General features: G+C 63.8%; 20 protein-coding genes. 16 read left to right on the top strand and 4 right to left on the bottom strand.

Annotation, left to right across the window (positions count from 1 at the left end; translation table 11 throughout):
• Positions 1-16 precede the first annotated feature (16 nt).
• Positions 17-883 (top strand): ABC transporter permease, encoded by an 867-nt coding sequence (locus AC1DCF_RS09810; RefSeq protein WP_441789325.1) that lies wholly within the window; start codon positions 17-19, stop codon positions 881-883.
• A gap of 4 nt (positions 884-887) precedes the next feature.
• Here the strand turns inward: AC1DCF_RS09810 and AC1DCF_RS09805 are convergent, their stop codons facing one another.
• Positions 888-2,327 carry an MDR family MFS transporter gene (locus tag AC1DCF_RS09805; RefSeq protein ID WP_477210830.1) on the bottom strand — a complete coding sequence of 480 codons (1,440 nt, stop codon included), beginning with the start codon at positions 2,325-2,327 and terminating at the stop codon, positions 888-890.
• A 194-nt stretch (positions 2,328-2,521) separates the two neighbouring features.
• Between AC1DCF_RS09805 and AC1DCF_RS09800 the strand changes: the two genes are divergently transcribed.
• Positions 2,522-2,995, top strand: coding sequence for a VOC family protein (locus AC1DCF_RS09800; RefSeq protein WP_477210829.1), 474 nt, complete (start codon positions 2,522-2,524; stop codon positions 2,993-2,995).
• 13 nt (positions 2,996-3,008) lie between these two features.
• Here the strand turns inward: AC1DCF_RS09800 and AC1DCF_RS09795 are convergent, their stop codons facing one another.
• Entirely contained in the window at positions 3,009-3,620 is a 612-nt protein-coding gene (locus tag AC1DCF_RS09795; RefSeq protein ID WP_477210828.1) for a TetR/AcrR family transcriptional regulator, read from the bottom strand.
• A 181-nt stretch (positions 3,621-3,801) separates the two neighbouring features.
• Between AC1DCF_RS09795 and AC1DCF_RS09790 the strand changes: the two genes are divergently transcribed.
• A complete protein-coding gene (locus AC1DCF_RS09790; protein WP_477210827.1) occupies positions 3,802-4,827 on the top strand; it encodes an NADP-dependent oxidoreductase in 1,026 nt (341 codons plus the stop codon).
• 58 nt (positions 4,828-4,885) lie between these two features.
• Here the strand turns inward: AC1DCF_RS09790 and AC1DCF_RS09785 are convergent, their stop codons facing one another.
• Together AC1DCF_RS09785 and AC1DCF_RS09780 are read right to left on the bottom strand one after the other, a co-directional pair.
• Positions 4,886-5,632 carry a DNA alkylation repair protein gene (locus AC1DCF_RS09785; RefSeq protein ID WP_477210826.1) on the bottom strand — a complete coding sequence of 249 codons (747 nt, stop codon included), beginning with the start codon at positions 5,630-5,632 and terminating at the stop codon, positions 4,886-4,888.
• A gap of 23 nt (positions 5,633-5,655) precedes the next feature.
• On the bottom strand, positions 5,656-7,143 hold the full coding sequence (locus tag AC1DCF_RS09780) for an MDR family MFS transporter (protein ID WP_441789053.1): 1,488 nt from the start codon (positions 7,141-7,143) through the stop codon (positions 5,656-5,658).
• A gap of 242 nt (positions 7,144-7,385) precedes the next feature.
• On the opposite strand from AC1DCF_RS09780, the gene AC1DCF_RS09775 reads away from it, so the two are divergent.
• The 13 genes from AC1DCF_RS09775 (at position 7,386) to AC1DCF_RS09715 (ending at position 18,986) form a co-directional block, all read left to right on the top strand.
• On the top strand, positions 7,386-9,587 hold the full coding sequence (locus tag AC1DCF_RS09775; RefSeq protein ID WP_477210825.1) for a transglycosylase domain-containing protein: 2,202 nt from the start codon (positions 7,386-7,388) through the stop codon (positions 9,585-9,587).
• 156 nt (positions 9,588-9,743) lie between these two features.
• On the top strand, positions 9,744-10,577 hold the full coding sequence (locus tag AC1DCF_RS09770; RefSeq protein WP_477210824.1) for a flagellin N-terminal helical domain-containing protein: 834 nt from the start codon (positions 9,744-9,746) through the stop codon (positions 10,575-10,577).
• Positions 10,578-10,759: 182 nt separating this feature from the next.
• Positions 10,760-12,091, top strand: a complete 1,332-nt coding sequence (gene fliD / locus AC1DCF_RS09765; RefSeq protein WP_477210823.1) for a flagellar filament capping protein FliD — start codon at positions 10,760-10,762, stop codon at positions 12,089-12,091.
• An 8-nt stretch (positions 12,092-12,099) separates the two neighbouring features.
• Positions 12,100-12,546 carry a flagellar export chaperone FliS gene (gene fliS, locus AC1DCF_RS09760; protein ID WP_477210822.1) on the top strand — a complete coding sequence of 149 codons (447 nt, stop codon included), beginning with the start codon at positions 12,100-12,102 and terminating at the stop codon, positions 12,544-12,546.
• The gene (locus AC1DCF_RS09755) at positions 12,539-12,862 is read left to right on the top strand and encodes a hypothetical protein (protein ID WP_477210821.1); all 324 of its coding nucleotides are present in this window, start codon (positions 12,539-12,541) and stop codon (positions 12,860-12,862) included. The genes fliS and AC1DCF_RS09755 overlap by 8 nt, the downstream gene beginning before the upstream one ends.
• 129 nt (positions 12,863-12,991) lie before the next feature.
• Positions 12,992-13,333 carry a flagellar basal body rod protein FlgB gene (locus AC1DCF_RS09750; RefSeq protein ID WP_477210820.1) on the top strand — a complete coding sequence of 114 codons (342 nt, stop codon included), beginning with the start codon at positions 12,992-12,994 and terminating at the stop codon, positions 13,331-13,333.
• Entirely contained in the window at positions 13,333-13,725 is a 393-nt protein-coding gene (locus AC1DCF_RS09745) for a flagellar basal body rod protein FlgC (protein WP_477210819.1), read from the top strand. The genes AC1DCF_RS09750 and AC1DCF_RS09745 overlap by 1 nt, the downstream gene beginning before the upstream one ends.
• Positions 13,725-14,030 carry a flagellar hook-basal body complex protein FliE gene (fliE, locus tag AC1DCF_RS09740; RefSeq protein WP_477210818.1) on the top strand — a complete coding sequence of 102 codons (306 nt, stop codon included), beginning with the start codon at positions 13,725-13,727 and terminating at the stop codon, positions 14,028-14,030. Before AC1DCF_RS09745 ends, fliE begins: the two co-directional genes overlap by 1 nt.
• On the top strand, positions 14,030-15,613 hold the full coding sequence (gene fliF / locus AC1DCF_RS09735; protein WP_477210817.1) for a flagellar basal-body MS-ring/collar protein FliF: 1,584 nt from the start codon (positions 14,030-14,032) through the stop codon (positions 15,611-15,613). The genes fliE and fliF overlap by 1 nt, the downstream gene beginning before the upstream one ends.
• Positions 15,610-16,626 (top strand): flagellar motor switch protein FliG, encoded by a 1,017-nt coding sequence (fliG, locus tag AC1DCF_RS09730; RefSeq protein WP_477210816.1) that lies wholly within the window; start codon positions 15,610-15,612, stop codon positions 16,624-16,626. Before fliF ends, fliG begins: the two co-directional genes overlap by 4 nt.
• On the top strand, positions 16,619-17,233 hold the full coding sequence (locus tag AC1DCF_RS09725; RefSeq protein ID WP_477210815.1) for a FliH/SctL family protein: 615 nt from the start codon (positions 16,619-16,621) through the stop codon (positions 17,231-17,233). The genes fliG and AC1DCF_RS09725 overlap by 8 nt, the downstream gene beginning before the upstream one ends.
• Positions 17,233-18,561, top strand: coding sequence for a FliI/YscN family ATPase (locus AC1DCF_RS09720; RefSeq protein ID WP_477210814.1), 1,329 nt, complete (start codon positions 17,233-17,235; stop codon positions 18,559-18,561). Before AC1DCF_RS09725 ends, AC1DCF_RS09720 begins: the two co-directional genes overlap by 1 nt.
• Complete coding sequence (locus AC1DCF_RS09715) at positions 18,561-18,986, top strand: flagellar export protein FliJ (protein WP_477210813.1); 426 nt, start codon at positions 18,561-18,563, stop codon at positions 18,984-18,986. Before AC1DCF_RS09720 ends, AC1DCF_RS09715 begins: the two co-directional genes overlap by 1 nt.
• The last annotated feature ends 3 nt before the right edge of the window (positions 18,987-18,989 follow it).

The raw sequence follows: 18,989 nt of genomic DNA, 5'->3' as shown, positions 1-18,989 counted from the left end.
CCGTCCCCCGTCGACTCTGCCCGGCTCACCCGTCGACAGGGACCGCGACAGGCGCAGCCGCCCGACCTGGGGAGGCGCCCTGCTCGCCTCGGAGCTCAGCGTCTTGTTTCGTCGTTGGCGCACCTGGGCGATGCTCGCCGCACTCGCGGCGATCCCCATTCTCATCGCTGTCGCCGTGCGGGCGACCTCCGACTCCCGACCGAGCGGTCGCGGTCCCGCTTTTCTCGACCAGATCACCCAGAACGGACTTTTCGTCGGGGTGACGGCGCTCATCGTGTCGATTCCGCTCTTTCTGCCGTTGACGATCGGTGTCGTCGCGGGCGACACCATCGCCGGAGAGGCCAGCCTCGGAACCCTGCGCTACCTGCTGATCAGCCCGGCCGGGCGCATCCGGCTGCTCGTCGTGAAGTATCTCGGCGCCGCAGCCTTTTGCCTCGTCGCAACTCTGACCGTTGTCGTGGTGGGCACGCTGATCGGAACCGTGCTGTTTCCGGTCGGGCCGGTGACGCTGCTCTCCGGCACGACGGTCGGGGTGGGGGAGTCGCTGCTCCGGCTCGCGCTGATTGCCGGTTTCGTCACGGTGTCGTTGCTCGGACTCTCCGCCATCGGCTTGTTCATTTCGACGCTGACCGACGTTCCGGTGGGCGCGATGGCTGCGACGATCGTGCTTTCGGTCACGTCCCAAGTGCTTGACGCATTGCCCCAACTCGACTGGTTGCACCCCTGGCTGTTCAGTCACTACTGGCTCGGGTTCGCCGATCTGCTCCGCGACCCGATCAGCTGGGTTTCATTCGGCGACAACGCATTGCTGCAGCTCGGCTACCTGGCGGTCTTTGGCACGGCGGCGATCGCTCGGTTCGTGACGAAGGACATCCTCTCGTAGCGTGCTACTCGACGCTTGGCGCGTGAGCTTTCAACTCGATGTCTTCGACCCGGGCGCGCGGCATCGCGAGCGCGGCGAAGAGCGTGAAGAGAGTGCAGATCAGCACCGCGAGAAAGACTGCGGTGCCGGCCTGGGTGACGACATCGGGATCGTGATGCCCGTCGGGTACCGCGGAGAAGATGGAGTTGGCGATCGCACCGAAAATGGCGACACCCAATGCGCTGCCGATCGACCTGGCGAACATGTTGGTGCCGGTGACCACGCCACGCTCGTTCCACCTCACGCTCGATTGAGCGGCGATCAAGGCGGGAGTGGCGACGAGGCCGAGACCCAGCCCGACCACGAAACAGCTCACGGCGACGATGTAAAGCGATGGATGCCGGCCGAACACGGCGAGCGTGAGGGCGCCGACGATCGTGATGCTCATTCCGAGGAGCGCGGTGGTGCGAAAACCGATGCGGAGGTAGAAGCGGCCGGACAGCGTGGCCGAGATCGGCCAGCCGATCGTCAGAGCGGCGAGGGCCAGCCCGGAGACCAGGGGAGTCACTCCGAGAGCGCCTTCCAGATAGGTCGGCACGTAGGAGGTGAGACCGATCAGCACGGCGCCGACGCCGAGACCGACGAGCGTCGTGGTCAACAGGAGTCGGCGGGAGAAGACCCAGAGCGGCAGGATCGGCTCTGCGGCATGACGCTCGACGACAATGAAAGCGGTGAGCAGAACTGCTCCCAGTGAGAAGGCGACGATGCTTTGAATCGAGTCCCACTCCCACGCCTGCCCGCCTTCGAGCACGGCCAGGATGAGCGCGGTGAGGCCGAGAGTGAGGAGCGCTGCCCCGGCGTAGTCGACGCGGTGCGTCCGCCGCTCGATGGTCTCGTGGAAGAAGCGGGTGAGCATCCACCCGGCGAGCAGGCAGAGCGGAACATTGACGAAGAAGATCCACCGCCAGGAGAGAAACTCGGAGAACACGCCACCGAGCGTCGGCCCGACCACGGACGACACCGCCCAGACGCTGGCGAGGTAGCCCTGGACCTTCGCGCGCTCGGCGACGGTGTAGATGTCTCCGGCAATGGTGATCGCCATCGGCTGCACCGCGCCGGCGCCGAGGCCCTGGAGGGCACGAAAGGCGATGAGCGCCGGCATGCTCCAGGCGAATCCACAGAGGATTGAGCCCAGAAGGAAGAGTCCGACACCGATCAGAATGATCGGTTTGCGGCCGACGACGTCGGACAACTTTGCGTAGACCGGCACCGTGACGGCCTGGGCAAGAAGATAGACGGAGAAGAGCCACGGGAATGCGGCGAATCCGCCCAGATCGGCCACGATCGACGGCACGGCCGTGGCCAGAATCGTGGAATCGATCGCGACGAGGCCGGTCGTGACCATGAGCGAGATCAGAATGGGTCCGCGCGCTGACCGAAACCCGACTCCCGTCGCGACAGACATCGATCCCCGTTTCTGACACGCGCTCCATCCGGTGCGCACCGACTCTGAGTTCAACTCTGGCGCATCAGAATCATTCCCGATGACAGGTCCGAACGAGAAATCTCCCTGCGGCCAGGTCTGTTCTGTCTGGTCATGCGCGGTTACTCTGGGCTGGACATCCGCCTGGTGCGCGACGCAACTCAAAGGAGAACCTGATGCAAACGATCACCCCCTATCTTTGGTTCGACACGCAGGCTGAAGAAGCGGCGAACTTCTATGTGTCGGTCTTCAAGAACTCGAAGATCGTCAACGTGTCGCGCTATGGCGAGGGTGCGCCGGTTCCGGCCGGAACCGCGATGGGTGTGAGTTTCGTGCTGGACGGCCTGGAACTCAACGCCTTCAACGGCGGGCCGATGTTCACGTTCAACGAAGCGATTTCGCTTTACGTCAACGCCGAGACGCAGCCGGAGATCGACGAGCTGTGGGAGAAGCTCACCGCCGACGGCGGTGAGCCGAGCCAGTGCGGTTGGTTGAAAGACAGGTACGGTTTGTCGTGGCAGATTGTGCCGCCGGTGTTGCCGCAGCTGCTGAGCGACCCGAATCCCGAGATCGCCGGCCGGGTGATGCAGGCGATGCTGGGCATGGGAAAACTCGACATTGCCGGGTTGCAGGCTGCAGCCGCCGGCTAGCCCGCCTGAACCGCTACGCCGACCGAGCCGCGAGTTCGACGGTGCCCAGCGACTTGATCTGTTCGATCGCCGAGTCGAGAATTGCGACGGCCTCGGCGGGGTTGATGCGCGCCAGGAGTAATGCACTGGTTGACAGCGACGTGAGCAGGCGAGCCTGGATGTCGACCGCCGGGAGTGTGAGCGCAATGGATGGGCGACTGAGCGCGCGCGCGAGCGCCGCGCTGAGTTCCAACCGGTACTGCTCGACGACGATACGGAGCGCGTCATCGCGGCCGGCGAGCCCTGCCGCACTGTTCACCAGGAGGCATCCGCGTTGTGTTGCGCCGTCCTTCAGCGCCACCACGGCGGCACCGAGGCCCGAGAAATATGTGATGAGGGCGGTGCGGCCGTCCGGTTCTGCATCGAGAACCTGCAAGCGCGGGCGGATGACCGTCTCCAGGTAGTCCTGCACCGCCGCATCGAAGAGCCCGCGTTTGCTTTCGAAGGCGTTGTACATGCTCGACCGGTTGAGTCCGGTGGCGCGTTCGAGATCACTGAGTGAGACGCTGTCGTAGCCTTTGTCCCAAAACAGGTCGCGCGCGGCCTGAACGACTGTCGTTGTGTCGAATGCCTGGCTGCGACCCATGGTGTTCCTTCGTTTTGTGTACTGATCGTTTCACTATTATAGTGGAACGATCGGTTCAGAATACTCCATCGGCGTCGCCTGGCACGGCTACTCGAATGAAGCACCGATCCAGCGCCATCATTCACCGTCGAGTGAGGCAGTCACCATGTGATCTCACCCCACTCGAAAGGTTCATCCCGTCATGTCGATTCCCTCCCTTAGCACTCAGATTCAGCTCGTCAATCGCCCGGTCGGATGGCCGGAACACACCGACTTCCGCACCGTGAGCATCGATCTGCCACCGCTGGAAGACGGTCAGGTGCGGGTTGCCAATGAGTTCCTGTCCGTCGATCCCTACATGCGTGGCCGGATGAACGACGTCAAGTCGTACACGCCGCCGTATGCACTCGGCGACACGATGAAGGGCGGTGCTGTCGGCCGCGTCGTCGCGAGTGCCTCCGAGTCAGTGAAGGTCGGCGATGTGGTCGTTCACGATCACGGGTGGCGCGACCTGGTACAGGAGGACGCCGCCGGTTTCCGCGTCGTTCCTGAAATCCCCGGAGTTCCCCTTTCGGCCTCGCTCGGCGTGCTCGGATTGACCGGGTTCACCGCGTACGTCGGTCTGCATGACGTGGCGCAGATCAAGGCGGGCGACACCGTGTTCGTTTCCGGCGCGGCCGGCGCAGTCGGAACCATGGTCGGCCAGATCGCCCGTCTCGCCGGTGCGAAGCGCGTCATCGGTTCAGCCGGCTCGGCCGAGAAGGTCGCGCTGCTCACCTCGAAGTATGGCTATGACGCGGCGTTCAACTACAACGACGGTCCCGTTCTGGAGCAACTCCAGGCCGCGGCACCCGACGGCATTGATGTCTACTTCGACAACGTCGGGGGAGAGCACCTGGAAGCCGCCCTCGCGACATTCAACAATGGCGGACGGGCCGCTCTGTGCGGCGCCATCTCCCAGTACAACAGCACCGAACCGGCGGTCGGGCCCCGCAACATGGTGAACATGATCGCGCGCGGTCTCACCCTGACCGGCTTCACCGTCGGCGGATACGTCCACCGCTTCCCGGCATTCGCAGCCGACATGGCCGGCTGGCTCGGAGCAGGCGAGATCGTCTACGACGAGACGGTCGTCGACGGGATCGAGAACTCAGTAGACGCTTTCCTGGCGCTCATGCGCGGGGCGAACACCGGCAAGATGGTCGTCAAGATGGCGCCGCTTTCCTAATACAGCCTTCCAGAACAGTGAGACAGCCCCGATACGCAGATCGCGTATCGGGGCTGTGTCAGTTGGTCTCGGCCGTCAGGGCGAGGTAGTGTCTGCGGGTCGGCTCGTCGAGGTGCTCGATCGCGAAGCGAAGCGAGACACGGGCCATGGCCGGGGCCTCGTGGTCGAGAAATGCGAGCAGTCGGTCACGATCCTTGTCGCCCGCCGAACGCAGCACCGCACCGATGGGCTTCCGCACCAAGTCTTCTGGGTCGTCGAGGAGCCGTTCGGCGATTGCGTAGGCGTCGTCGAGTTCGCCGCGACGCACGAAGGCTAGCGTCGCGAGCATTGCCGTTCGACGCTGCCAGATCGACTCCGACTCGGCCAGACGGTAGAGCACTGTGCGGGGGTGATCGCGCAGCCAGCTGCCGACAACGTCCCACGCTCCGAGGTCGACGAGATCCCAATTGTTGATGCGCTCGTGTCGCCGCAGGTAGAGCTCATAGAGCTTCCGCCGCGTCTCTTCGTCGGCCTTCCTGGCCCGGTTCGCCATGATGCGGAGCGCGCCGGCCCGTGCCTCGTGGATGTCCTCCTCGAGCAGTGCCTCAATCTCATCGATGGGCAGCGCGGCAAAATCACCGGCGAGGGCGAAAACTCTGCCCATCCGCACGCCGATGAAACGGTCGCCCTCCGCGTCCTCTCCGACGCCGAGCGTGAAGTACCTGCTGTACTTCACGAGTTCGGCGTCGGACTGCTCGCGCCAGAGCGCCGCGACGAAGGCCGAAGCGGTGAGATGCGGCCCGGGTTCGACGCGTTCGTCACCCATGTGCTGCATTCTGCCGCTGAATGCTAGTGCCCGGAAGGAACCATCTCGTGTGCCGGGTCGACGACCGGCTTGGTGATGAAGAACGATGCGACGACGGCAAAGAGCGAGATGATCGCCCCGCACAGGAATGCCGACTGAATGCCGCCGGCCGTCGCGCTCGTCACCGAGAGACCTTCGCCCTGCAACGCCAGCATCTGAGTGGACATGACCGCCACGAACAGTGCGGTTCCGACGGCGCCGGCAAGCTGCTGCACTGTGCCGACGATCGCGCTGCCGTGCGAATACAGTGACGGACGCACCGAGCCGAGGCCCGCAGTGAACAACGGGGTGAACATCAAAGCGAGACCAATGCTCAGAGTGATGTGCGCGACCAGAACCAGAGCGAAAGGAGTGTGCTCAGTCATCAGGGTCATCGACCAAATCACTCCGCTGACGATGATGGAACCCGGAATCAACAGCATCCGCGGCCCCACCCGGTCATACAGGCGGCCAACGATCGGGCCGAGCAGACCCATGACCAGGCCGCCCGGCAGCATGAGCAAACCGGTCACAACGGGCTCGAGGCCCAACACGGTCTGCAGGTAGATCGGCAGCATGATCAGGATGCCGAAGAGCGCCATCATGCTCACGAACATCATCACGATCGACACGGTGAACGTGGTCGACGTGAACGTGCGCAGGTCGAGCAGGGCACGGTCGGTTTTCTGCAGAGAAAGCTGACGGAGTACGAAGGCGATCAATCCAAGGATGCCGACAACGAGAGGGATCCAGCCGGGTACGGCGCCGTCTCCTGCCGGGGCACCCAGGGTGCTCAGGCCGTAGATCAGCCCACCGAAGGCAAACACGGAGAGAATCACGGAGAATACGTCGACGGGTACCTTACGCGGGGTCGTCACGTTCTCAATGCGGGCGGCGCCGAGAATGAGGGCGCCGATCGCGATCGGAAGAACGAGCCAGAACATCCAGCGCCAGTCCAACACGCTGAGGATCAATCCGGAGATGGTCGGACCGATTGCCGGCGCGACCGACATGACGATGGCGATGTTTCCCATGGTGCGACCGCGGGAGGCGGCCGGCACCAGTGTCATCACCGTCGTCATCAGCAGCGGCATCATGATCGCGGTTCCGCCGGCCTGCACGATGCGTCCAAGCAGAAGAACTTCGAAGCCAGGGGCCATCGCCGAGATCAGAGTGCCGAGGCTGAACAGCGTCATAGCTGCGATGAAGATGGGACGGGTGTTGAAACGCTGCAGGAGGTAACCGGTGATCGGAATCACGACCGCCATCGTCAGCATGAATGCAGTGGTGAGCCACTGCGCCGCGGTGGCAGGGATCTGCAGATCGGTCATCAACTTGGGCAACGCGACGCCCATGATCGTCTCATTGAGAATGACCACGAATGCTGAGACGAGAAGCAGCGAAATCACGCGGCTGTTGCGACGGGCCGTCTGCGGGTCTTCGGGGAGATCCGCGATGGGGCGGGGAGGGGCGGGCAGGGTGGCTTCGGTCACGCAAGAGTCCTGTCAAAAACGGTCAAACTGAAAGTAGTGGCCGCGGTGGCGACATTCCAAGCTAACGGTCAGGAAGAGTCCACTATTCCACGACGCCGAAAGCGGCGCTGGTTTTGTGAGAATTCGCCGGGTTGTCGTCAATCCGCTGGACATCTCGTTCGACCTGATGTTGCATTGAAACCACGCGGTCGGAGCCCGCAAACCTGACTCCGCCGGCCGCGCCGCTCAACCTGAACCTGGGGGTGATCGCCATCGTCGACAGCCCCTCGCGCGCATCGGCGGTCACCCCGCGCCGCAGCTTTTTCGGGGTCATCGGCGCGCTGCTGGGCGGGCTTGCGCTCAGCGCGGTCATCGCGCTTCTCGTTGCTGTCGCTGTGGCACCACCGCTCGCGCTGACCGGGGTGGCGGCGGCAAACACCATCAATGACTTCGAGAACCTCCCCGACTATCTGGCGATCGGCCAGCTCTCACAAAAGAGCAACATCTACGCCACTCAGAACAACGGCACTCCGGTTCTCCTTGCCTCGTTCTACGACCAGAACAGGGTTGAAGTGACGACGGCTCAGATCAGTCAGTACGCGAAGGATGCGGCAATTGCCGGAGAAGATCCCCGATTCTACGAACATGGCGGAATCGATATGCAGGGAACGCTTCGGGCGATCGCGAGCACCGTGTCCGGCGGCGAAACCCAAGGCGGGTCGTCAATCACTCAGCAGTATGTCAAGAATGTGCTCGTGCAGAAATGCGAGACACTGTCCGACGAGAAGCAGCGAGACAACTGCTACAACGCGGCCACAGAGACGAGCGCCGATCGCAAGCTCAAAGAGATGCGCCTGGCGATCGGGGTGGAGAAGAAGTTCAGCAAAGACGAAATCTTGCAGGGCTATCTGAACATCACGGGCTTCGGCGGCACTGTCTACGGCATTGAGGCAGCGGCCAACTACTACTTCGGTGTGAGCGCCGCAGCCCTGACGTTGCCGCAAGCGGCAAGCCTGGTCGCGATCGTGAACAACCCGGTCAAGTTCCAACTCGACGAACCCGACAGCGCCAGCAATGGCGCAGCCAACGGCTATGCCGCCAATGCCGCCCGACGCAACTACATTCTCGGCCAGATGCTCAAGTACACGAAGATCACCCCCGCCGAGTACGCCGCGGCGGTCGCCGCCCCGGTCGAACCGTCAATTCACGAGCCGAGCACCGGATGCCAGACGGCCGGGGACCAGGCGTATTTCTGCGACTACGTGGCACATGTTCTGCAGAACGATCCGACATTCGGCGAGGACGCCGACACCCGCATGATGAATTTCCGGCGGGGCGGCTACAACGTCTACACGACTCTCGACCTCGACCTGCAGGGCGCGGCCGTCGCCGCGCTGCGGGCCAACGTTCCGATGACCTATCCGGGTTGGGACGTCGGCGGCGTCGTGACCAGCGTTCAAGTGGGAACCGGGCGTGTGCTCGACATGGCGCAGAACAAGATCTACAGCCAAGACCCTGCGGTGCTCTCGACCGGGGCTGACTACACCAGCATCAACTACAACACCGACTTCGACTACGGCGGATCCAGTGGATTCCAGCCGGGGTCGACCTACAAAATCTTCACCCTGGGGGAGTGGCTGAAAGAGGGCCACTCGCTGAATGAACGCGTCGACTCCCGCGTGAAGGCCAACTGGGGCACGTTCCAGGACAGTTGCCTGGGGCCGCAAAACTATGACAGCGAACACTGGTCTCCGAAGAACGACGACTCATCGGAGACCGGCTCCAACTACACGGCGCTGCAGTCAACGATCAAGTCAATTAACACTGGGTACATCGGGATGGCGAAGAAGCTCGACCTCTGCGGCATCCGCAAGACGGCGGAGTCGTTCGATGTGCACCGGGCTGACGGGGCAGCACTCGACCAGAACGCCTCGGCGGTGATCGGCACCAACGAGATCGCGCCACTCAGCATCGCCGTCGCGTTCGCAGGCATCGCGAACAACGGCATCACCTGCTCGCCGATCGCGATCGACAAGATCGTCGGACCCACCGGCGAAGATGTACCGGTGCCGAAATCGACCTGCACCCAGTCGGTGTCACCGACGGTCGTCGCCGACATGGACTACGCACTGCAGGCGGTCATGTCGAGCGGTACTGCCCAGCAGTCCTGGCAGAACACCACTCCGCGCGTTCCGCTGATCGGCAAGACCGGAACGACCGACGGCAACAAAGACACCTGGATGAGCGGCGCAAGCACGAAGGTCGCCACGGTCGCGGCCGTTGTCAGTGTGTCAGGGGATGCGAACCAAAGGCGGACCTATTTCGACAGCGGGCAAGCTGCGACAGCCCGGCACCGTATGTGGCCGATGGTGATGTCTGTCGCAAACGCAAAATATGGCGGCGAGAGTTTTCCGGTTAGCTCGCAGAGCGCCCCCGACACGTCCGAGAAAAAGGACGGCGGGTAGATTCGCCTCCGTGAGTGATCGAGATCGGGGGGAAGTCGCCCACCGAAAGAATTCTTCTCTCACCACTAACGAATGTCGCCGGGGTGCCGATCGTTGCATGTGAAGGCCCATGGATGGGCCGGTTTTCACATTGACCCACTCACGGAGGAATTTACAATGGGCATGCAGATCAACACCAACATTGCGGCGAACAACTCATACCGCAACCTGTCAAACACGCAGAACGACCTGGGCAAGTCGCTGGAGAAGCTGTCCAGCGGTCTCCGCATCAACCGCGCAGCGGATGACGCAGCAGGCCTGGCAATCTCCGAAGGCCTGCGTTCGCAGGTCGGTGGCCTGACGGTCGCCGCTCGCAACGCCCAGGACGGCATCTCGGTCATCCAGACCGCTGAAGGCGCCCTGACCGAGGTTCACTCGATCCTGCAGCGCGTTCGTGACCTCGCAGTTCAGGCCGGCAACGACTCGAACAACGTTGACTCGCGCACCGCAATCTCGACTGAGGTCGCTGCCCTGGGCAAGGAACTCACCCGCATCAGCGAGTCGACGAACTTCAACGGCATCAAGCTGCTCGACGCAGCGAAGACGCTGACGTTCCAGGTTGGCGCCGGCGGCGTCGCATCCGCCGACCAGATCGCCGTCACCACGGCGGATGTCGCTGCAATCGGCACCGCGGTCTCCGGCCTCACGGCCGCCGGGTTTGGTAGCGCCGCCGCTGTTGGCGCAACGATCATCGCGGTCGACGCTCAGATCACGGCCGTCTCGACCGCTCGCTCGGAGCTTGGTGCAAACCAGAACCGTTTCGAGTCGACGATCAAGAGCCTCAGCGTCTCCAAGGAGAACCTGTCGGCTGCTGAGTCACGCATCCGCGACACGGACATGGCCGAAGAAATGGTCAAGTACACCCGTGCCAACGTTCTGTCACAGGCCGGTACCGCCATGCTCGCGCAGGCGAACCAGTCCAACCAGGGCGTTCTGCAGCTCCTCCGCTAAATCTGAGGCAGCACGCATGACCGTGTGAGAGCGCGGAAAACAACGGCTGGTGGTGGCCGCGGATGAATTCGATTTCAGCTGCGACCGCCATCAGCCATTCGCATCGACGCGGAATGCTTCGAGCGGCATTGATTTCACAGAACAAAACAGATCTCACGGAACGAAACTGAGGAGAATCCCGGATGGCTTCGTCACTTGCGGTAGATGGACTGATCAGCGGCCTGAAGACCACGGATCTGATCAATTCGCTGATGGCGGTCGAGCAGATTCCACAGACTCTCCTCAAGAGCAAGGTCGCGAACTCGCAGGCCTACATCACGGCGTTGCAGTCGTTGAATGCCAAGATCGCGTCGCTCACCGACCTTGCGGGGAAGATGGCGAAGCCCGACTCGCTCTCGCTCAATTTGGCGACAAGCAGTTCGACCAAGGTTGCTGTGACTGCGGCGCCCGGTGTTGCCGCCGGTCAACTCGACCTCACCGTCAATGCACTCGCCCAGGCTCAGAAGTCGGTCACCGGCATCATGCAGCAATGGCCGGAGACGCCGCCCGTCCTGACGATCACCGGCAAAGACGGTGTTCCGCACACGATCACTGCCGATTCAGCGTCGCTCGATGACGTCGTCTCGGCGGTCAATAAGTCTGATGCCGGAGTCACCGCGACGAAGGTCTCGGTGGGTGGCGGAAACTTCCGCATCCAGTTCACGTCGAAGACCGTCGGCGAGGACGGCGCGTTCAGCCTGTCGACCGCCAGCGTGGCGCCCGAGCTGGCACTGACCGACATCCAGAAGGCGAGCGACGCGTCGATCACCATCTGGGCCGGAACTCCTGCCGCCCAGATCATCACGTCAAAGACGAACACGTTCACCGATGTGCTGCCCGGCGTCTCGGTGACCGTGTCTGGGGTCAGCGTCGATCCCGTCACAATCAACATCGCCCGGGACGATGAGGCGAACAGTAAAGCCGCAGGTGCGCTGGTTGCGGCCCTGGCCGAAATCTTCGCTGAAATTGCCGCCAAGGCAGCGATCTCGAAGAAGACCGATGCGTCGGGAAGCACAACGACCACCGATGGCCCGTTCACGGGTGACAGCACGGTGCGTGACGTGAAACAGAAGATCATTTCGGCGGCCACAGCGCCCGTCAACGGCAAGTCGCCCTCGGAATTCGGCATCGTGATCACGAAGAAGGGCACCGTCGAATTCGACGCCGACAAGTTCAAAGCGGCGATGCTGAAGGACCCCGTGGCAACTCAAGCCGCGGCGCAGGAAATTGCGGCGCGCGTTGCCGCAGCGGGAAAGGTCGTCTCTGATAAGTACGACGGCACGCTGAGCACCAAGATCACCGGCCAGGAATCAGAGGTCAAGAGCCTGGGCAATCAGGTCGACAGCTGGGATCGCCGGCTGACCTCGCGGCGGTCAACCCTGGAACGAATCTATTCTTCGCTGGAGGTGCAGCTGAGCAGGCTGAACTCACAGCAGAACTACATCACGTCGCAGCTTGCAAGCCTGAACAACTAATGCTGCGGATGAATAACACGGTCAACGCGCAGCGTTCCCAGTACAACCGCGACGTGATTCTCACGGCCTCACCGGCGCGGTTGCTCACCATGCTCTATGACCGGCTGCTGCTTGACCTCGGTCGTGCCGAGGCCGCGCAACTCACATCGAACTGGGCCGCCTCCACCGAGAACCTGCTTCACGCTCAGGACATCGTCGCCGAACTCAGTTCGTCGCTGGATGTCGACGCCTGGGATGGCGCTGACGGGCTGCTGGCCGTTTACAACTACGTCTCGAACGCACTGATCAGCGCCAACGTCGACCGCGATGTCGAGCGGACGCGCGAGAGTATCGCCCTGCTCGAGCCACTGCGGACCGCCTGGCATGAAGCAGCGATGCAGCTGCCGGCACCGGCGACTGCATCCGCCGTCGCAGCCCACCCAGAGGTCGCCACCGGAAACCTCGGCGTTGGCTGAAATCGCCCCGAATCCGCAGTCGGACCACGGTGCCTGGGTGGCCCTGCTCGACGAACTGGAAGCCAGTTTGGGAGAAGCGGCAGTCGGCGCGTCAGGCGCGGCGGCTGACCCTGTTTCGTCGGCGTGGACGCCGCCGCAGGAACTCGGTCCGATTCCGGGAGACCTCGTCGACCGCGCCAGGGAGATTCTGGGCGGCCAGCGTGAACTCATCTCTGAACTTCTCGGCGAACGCCGAGCAGTCGGAGAGCAGCTCGCCGCGCTGCGCCAGGTTCCCGCACCCCAGTCACAGGCCATCTACCTCGACATCACCGGGTAACTCGCTGGATCTTTTCGGAAGTCTTCCTAACGCATCCTCGAAATCAACCGATAGCAAACTGTGAGCACGGATCGCTCACTTCTTGGCCACGGATCGGCCGCGTTACTTCTTACCTGAGACGGGTATACATTGTTCGATTCCGTGACCGCAGTTGCTTTGGGCAGCGCTCTTGACGGTTTGTCGGCGCGTCAGCGCGCGATTGCCAACAACATCGCGAACGTCAATACGCCGAACTACCACGCTCAGCGGGTGCAGTTCGAGGATGCGCTCGCGCAGTCGGTGAGCCGGGGAGACGGCCGCGTCACCGCCACGACCGCGCGGTCGCTGGAACCGACGCAGCTGAACGGCAACAACGTCAACCTCGACACCGAGACGCTCTCCAACGTCGACACGGTGCTGCGGTTTCAGTTCGCCTCACAGGCGATCAACGGGCAATTCACGTCAATGCGTACGGCGATGCGGAGCAACTGATGACTTTTGATGCGATTGGGATCGCTGGAAGCGCCTTGAGCGTGCACCGCAAATGGCTCGACGCGGTTTCCGACAACCTGGCCAACATCAACACTGCAACCTCAACCGATGGCGCCGCCTTCCAGGCCCGCTACATCGCGGTGCAGGCCGGCGAAGGAACAAGCGGCGTCTACGTGAAGGGCGCCGCCTACGGCGACCCGGAGGGCCGTCTGGCGTATGAGCCGACGAACCCCCTCGCCGACGCCAAGGGGTACGTGCGCTATCCCGACATCGACATGGGGTCGCAGATGAGCCAACTCATTCTTGCCCAGCGCGGTTACCAAGCCAATGCAGCAGTGGTCGACCGGGCCAAAGCCAGCTACGAAGCAGCACTTCAGATCGGACGTTCCTGATGACCATCGATGCCATCTCCGCCGTGACCGGCGTGAGCGGAACCGGATCGCTCTCCTTCGTGAACGAACCGCGTGCCACCGACGGCTCCGGCTTCGCCAACTCACTTGCCGGCGCGATCGACGGCGCACAGGCGCTGCAGGCCGAGTCGAAGACGTTGGCCATTCAGGCCGTCACCGGAAACCTCGATGACATTCACAACGCCACCCTCGCCTCGTCGCGGGCCCAGGTGACGCTTGAGCTGGTCGCCGCCGTGCGCAACAAGGGCGTTGACGCCTTCAACGAGATCATGAGGATGCAGGCCTAGTGCAACAGAAACTCTCCGCGGCTTTCTCGCGCGCACAGGGGGTCGTCGGCGGGTTCACTGCAGCGCAGCGCACCGTGACAATCATCGGAATCGCTGTCTTGGTCTTGGGCGCGATCGCGCTCGGAACCTGGGCGACGAAGCCGCAACTCACACCACTCTTTTCAGGGCTGAGCGCCGCTGACGCCAACACCATCGTCGAGCAGTTGCGCAGCGAAAAGGTGCAGTTCGAACTCACCAACGGGGGTTCGACGATTCTGGTTCCCGAAGCGGATGTCTACACGCAACGGTTGACCGCGGCGGCGGCCGGAATGCCCTCATCGTCGACCGGCGGCTACGCGCTCCTCGATGAGATGGGCGTCACCACCAGCGAATTCCAGCAGTCGGTCACCTACAAGCGCGCGCTCGAAGGAGAGCTTGCCGCGACGATCGGGGCGATGAAGGGCGTGAAGCTCGCCTCGGTCAAACTGGCGATCCCCGAAGAAACCGTTTTTGTTTCGACCAAGCAAGACCCGACGGCATCCGTTTTCGTCGAGACGCAGAACGGGGTGACGCTCTCGACCGATCAGGTCACTGCGATCGTGCACCTGACGAGCGCGTCGATCGAGGGCATGAAAGCGACCGATGTCGCGGTCATCGACGCGAATGGCACGGTGCTTTCTGCCGTCGGTACCGGAGCAACCGGGTCGTCAGACAAGCAGACCGCGGCGTATGAGGGTCGCGTGCAATCGGCCGTGCAGACCATGCTCGATCGCATCGTCGGGGCCGGGAATTCAACCGTTGCCGTGTCGGCGACGATCAGTTCTGAAACCGCTGAGGTGTTGACCGAGACGTTCACGCAGACCCCGGATGTCGCCCCGCTCAGTGAGAAGCGCGACACCGAGACGTACACCGGCGGTGCGGGCCCCACTGCCGGCGTGCTCGGGCCAGACAACATTGCTGTTCCTGGGGGTGCCGGCGGCGATGGGACCTACAACTCTGAGAAGACTGTGCGGGACAACGCGGTGAACAAGGTGTCGGAGACGCGCACGGTTCCGGCCGGCGCCGTCGCCCGCCAGACCGTGTCCGTGGCGCTCAACGAAGCCGCGGCGAAGGGCGTCAACAACGCCGACGTGATTGCCCTCGTCACTGCTGCGGCCGGAATCGACCCGGCTCGGGGGGATGCCGTCACAGTGCAGACCGTCGGCTTCAACACGGAAGCAGCGACCGGAGCCAAGGAGGCCCTCGTCGCGGCGGAAGAGTCGGCCGCGGCCGATCGCACCGCCGAGCTGATCCGCACCGGAATCATTGCCCTGGCCATCGCCATCCCGGTCATCATCGCGCTCATTCTCTTCATGCGCCGATCAAAGCAGCAGCGCAAGCCGATCGAGCTGGCCGAGTTCGACGGTCTCGGCACGGCGACCGAAGTTCTTCCAGAGATTCCCCACCGCGCCATCGAGACCACGCCGCCGCCCGTCCTGTTGCCGGAGCCAGAGCCGAACAGCATGGACTTGAACCGGCGCTCAATTTCGCAGATGGCCAGCCAGAACCCCGAGAAGACCGCTGCGCTCCTGCGCGGTCTGATGGATGAGAGGCACGGCGCATGAGCGAGTCCACGGTGCTGACCGGCACGCAGAAGGTCGCCGTCGTCCTGATGAACCTCGAAGGCAGCGTCGCCGCCTCTGTGATGGCCCAGTTCACCGAGGCCGAGGCAACCGACATCACGGCCGAGATCGTTCGCCTGCGTCGGGTCGACCCCGACGTCGCCGAGAGCACCCTCGCCGAGTTCAACGACATTGTGTCCCATGGGCGCCTTGCCGCACGTGGTGGCACCGATTTCGCCACCGGTCTACTCGAGCTTTCATTCGGGGCGGAGCGTGCCGCCGGCGTCATGAGTCGGGTGGCGTCGAACAWGGCCGGCAAGGCTTTCGAGTTTCTCGACAGCGCGGAGCCCGGCCAGATCGGGAGTCTGCTCGATGGCGAAATGGCGCAGACCATTGCGCTCGTGGTCGCCCACCTGCGCCCGGCGCAGGCGTCTGCGGTGCTGGCTGGTTTGCCCGATGAGTTGCGCACCGATGTCGCGCAATGCATCGCCACCATGACCAGCGCAACGCCAGAGGCCGTGGCGATCGTTGCTACGAGCCTGAAGTCGCGAGCAGCAGCAGTCGTTGCGCCGCAGAACTCGCTGGAGGTCGTCGGCGGAGTCCAACCGCTCGTCGACATCATCAACCGCGCCGACGTGGCCACCGAACGCGCCCTCCTCGAGGGCCTCGACGCGCGCGATCCCGCGCTGGCCGAGGAGATTCGCTCCCGCCTGCTCACCTTCGCCGACATCGTCAAGCTTGAGGCCCGCGACGTTCAGAACGTCTTGCGCGGCTTCGACATGGCCGTGCTCGCCATCGCGATGAAGGGATCGGCCGAAGCGGTGCAGCAGAAGATCAGGGAGAACCTGTCTGAGCGCAACCGCGAGCTGTTGGCCGATGAACTCGAGGCCATGGGCCCGGCACGTCGTTCCCAGATCGAGGAGGCCAGGGCCGATGTCGTGCGCTCCATCCGCGAGCTGGAGCAGAGCGGCACGATTACGATTCACCGCAGTGATGAAGATGCCTTCGTTGAGTAGTTCCGGCTTCACCGCCGTGCGCTTTCCGACCATCCACAATGCGGATGCGGAGCGAGAACAAGCGGCGGCCCGCCACCGGGGGCACGCCGCCGGGTACGCGGAGGGCTTGCGCGCCGCGGAACGCGCGTTCGCCGTGACTGTCGCGGAGCACGAGGCCAGAGTCGCAGACGAACGCGAGCAGCAGGCCGAGCGTCTGCAGAAGGCGTTGGGCGTGCTGGCGGCGGCGACCCAGGCACTGAACAATCGACTTGCACCGGTCATCACCTCGGTTGAGGATTCACTCGCCGCGGCTGGACTGGACTTGGCCGAGGCTATCCTCGGCGCCGAACTGCAGTCGGGGGAGGCCTCGGCGCGAGCCGCGCTTCGTCGCGCTCTCGAACACCCGGACGTCGCCGAAGCCACCGTCATTCGCCTTCACCCGACCGACCACGAGCTCCTCGATGATGCCGGCCTCCTCCACGATGCCGGGCTCCTGGCCGGCGACGTTCAATTCCGCGCCGACCCGAGCCTCACTCAGGGCGATGCGATCGTCGATCTCCCCGTCGGCTTTCTCGATGCGCGCATCTCGACTGCTCTTGCCCGGGTCCGCCAGGAACTGGGCGCCTGATGACAACGACTGCATTCCGCCCGCATCCCGTCCGGTTCGGTGACGCAGTGCGTGCCGCCGCACCGGAGCGGGTGGGAATCGTCACCGCCGTGCTCGGATTGAGTGTGGACGTTGCGGGTCTTCGCTCGGCGGTCGGCGATCTGGTCACAATCGGTGACGAGATGCGCGTCGACGCCGAGGTCGTTGCCACCACGGCCGACGGTGTGCGTTGCATGCCGCTCGGACGTCTCGATGGGATCTACGCCGGTTGCGCGGTGCGATCGACCGGAAAACCGGTCCTCGTGCCCACCGGAGCCGGGCTCTTCGGCCGGGTGCTCGACGGACTCGGGCGTCCGATCGATGGACTCGGCCCCCTCGAAGTCGCCGGCTTCGTCTCGCTCGGCAACGAGTCTCCGTCGGTTATGCTGCGGCGTCGAATCGACACCCCGGTGCAGTTGGGCGTGCGTGTGCTCGACACGCTCACGACGGTCGGGCGCGGCCAGCGGATGGGGCTTTTCGCCGGCTCGGGGGTCGGAAAGTCCTCGCTGCTCTCGATGATTGCCCGTGGCACCGACGCCGAAGTGTCAGTGATCGCTTTGGTGGGGGAGCGCGGGCGCGAGGTACGGGAGTTCCTCGAAGACGACCTCGGCCCGGAGGGTCTTGCCCGGTCGGTCGTGGTTGTCGCGACCTCCGACGAGCCCGCGTTGATGCGCCTCCGAGCGGCCTTCGTGGCAACCCGCATCGCCGAATCCTTTCGCGACGACGGCGCCGACGTCATGTTGATGATGGACTCGGTCACTCGCGTGGCCATGGCACAACGAGAAATCGGACTCTCGGTCGGCGAGCCCCCCGCGACGCGCGGCTATCCGCCGTCGACGTTTTCGGTACTCGCCCAGCTTCTCGAACGCGCCGGCACCTCGGAAAACGGCTCGATCACCGGCATCTACACGGTGCTGGTCGAGGGTGACGATCACAATGAGCCGATCGCGGATGCCGCACGCTCGATCCTCGACGGGCACGTCATTCTCGACCGAGCGCTGGCCGTGATCGGACACTACCCGGCGGTCGACGCGCTGGGCTCGGTGTCGCGCGTCGCATCCAAGGTCATCTCACCGGAACAGGCCAGTCTCGCCAACGCGCTGCGCACGGTGATGGCTGCCCGAAAGAACGCTCAGGACCTGATCGATATCGGAGCGTACCGACCGGGCACCAACCCACTGGTCGATGCGGCGCTGACTCACCAAGACGCCATTGAGGCATTTCTTCGGCAAACCATGAACGACTTCACACCCGCCGACGAAGCCTGGCGTCGTCTGGCCGGACTTGTGTCGAACTGGGGAGGTTCCTGATGGCGTTTTCACTGGCCGGGCTTCTGCGTCTGCGCCACCTTGAAGAGGATGAGGCAGGTCAGACCCTTGCCCGGGCCAATTCGCGTCTGGAAGAGAACTCAGCGCGTGAGGCTCAGATTCGCCGCAAGCTCGGTGGTGGCGATGACGAAGCCGCAAGCGTCGAGGTCTTGCGCGCTGTTGCCGCAGCGCGGGCGTCGTCCCGGTCGATGCTGGCCGAGCTTGAAGCGGTCGCCCGGGTGCAGCGTCAGGAAGCCGACGAAGCGCGCGCGGCTTTTTCTGCCGCCCGCACCAGATCGAAGGGCTTGGAACGTCTCGAAGAGAAGCACAACCTGGCCGTTGCCGTGGGCGAATTGCGCACCGAACAGAACGCGCTCGATGAAATCGCCTCCGGCGCGAGGGCACGAAGCAGAGAAGGAGCGTCCTAGTGG

This window comes from Leifsonia sp. 10L418 (assembly GCF_056395445.1).
This window is presented reverse-complemented; position numbering and strand designations above follow the sequence as displayed.

What these genes read in the sequence shown, in the direction of transcription:
- fliE (WP_477210818.1), top strand. Translation starts at nt 13,725, where the DNA reads ATGACCATCGATGCCATCTCCGCCGTGACCGGCGTGAGCGGAACCGGA.
- AC1DCF_RS09800 (WP_477210829.1), top strand. Translation starts at nt 2,522, where the DNA reads ATGCAAACGATCACCCCCTATCTTTGGTTCGACACGCAGGCTGAAGAA.
- AC1DCF_RS09745 (WP_477210819.1), top strand. Translation starts at nt 13,333, where the DNA reads ATGACTTTTGATGCGATTGGGATCGCTGGAAGCGCCTTGAGCGTGCAC.
- AC1DCF_RS09795 (WP_477210828.1), bottom strand. Translation starts at nt 3,620, where the DNA reads ATGGGTCGCAGCCAGGCATTCGACACAACGACAGTCGTTCAGGCCGCG.
- fliD (WP_477210823.1), top strand. Translation starts at nt 10,760, where the DNA reads ATGGCTTCGTCACTTGCGGTAGATGGACTGATCAGCGGCCTGAAGACC.
- AC1DCF_RS09720 (WP_477210814.1), top strand. Translation starts at nt 17,233, where the DNA reads ATGACAACGACTGCATTCCGCCCGCATCCCGTCCGGTTCGGTGACGCA.
- AC1DCF_RS09790 (WP_477210827.1), top strand. Translation starts at nt 3,802, where the DNA reads ATGTCGATTCCCTCCCTTAGCACTCAGATTCAGCTCGTCAATCGCCCG.
- AC1DCF_RS09805 (WP_477210830.1), bottom strand. Translation starts at nt 2,327, where the DNA reads ATGTCTGTCGCGACGGGAGTCGGGTTTCGGTCAGCGCGCGGACCCATT.
- fliS (WP_477210822.1), top strand. Translation starts at nt 12,100, where the DNA reads ATGAATAACACGGTCAACGCGCAGCGTTCCCAGTACAACCGCGACGTG.
- AC1DCF_RS09715 (WP_477210813.1), top strand. Translation starts at nt 18,561, where the DNA reads ATGGCGTTTTCACTGGCCGGGCTTCTGCGTCTGCGCCACCTTGAAGAG.
- AC1DCF_RS09770 (WP_477210824.1), top strand. Translation starts at nt 9,744, where the DNA reads ATGGGCATGCAGATCAACACCAACATTGCGGCGAACAACTCATACCGC.
- AC1DCF_RS09785 (WP_477210826.1), bottom strand. Translation starts at nt 5,632, where the DNA reads ATGGGTGACGAACGCGTCGAACCCGGGCCGCATCTCACCGCTTCGGCC.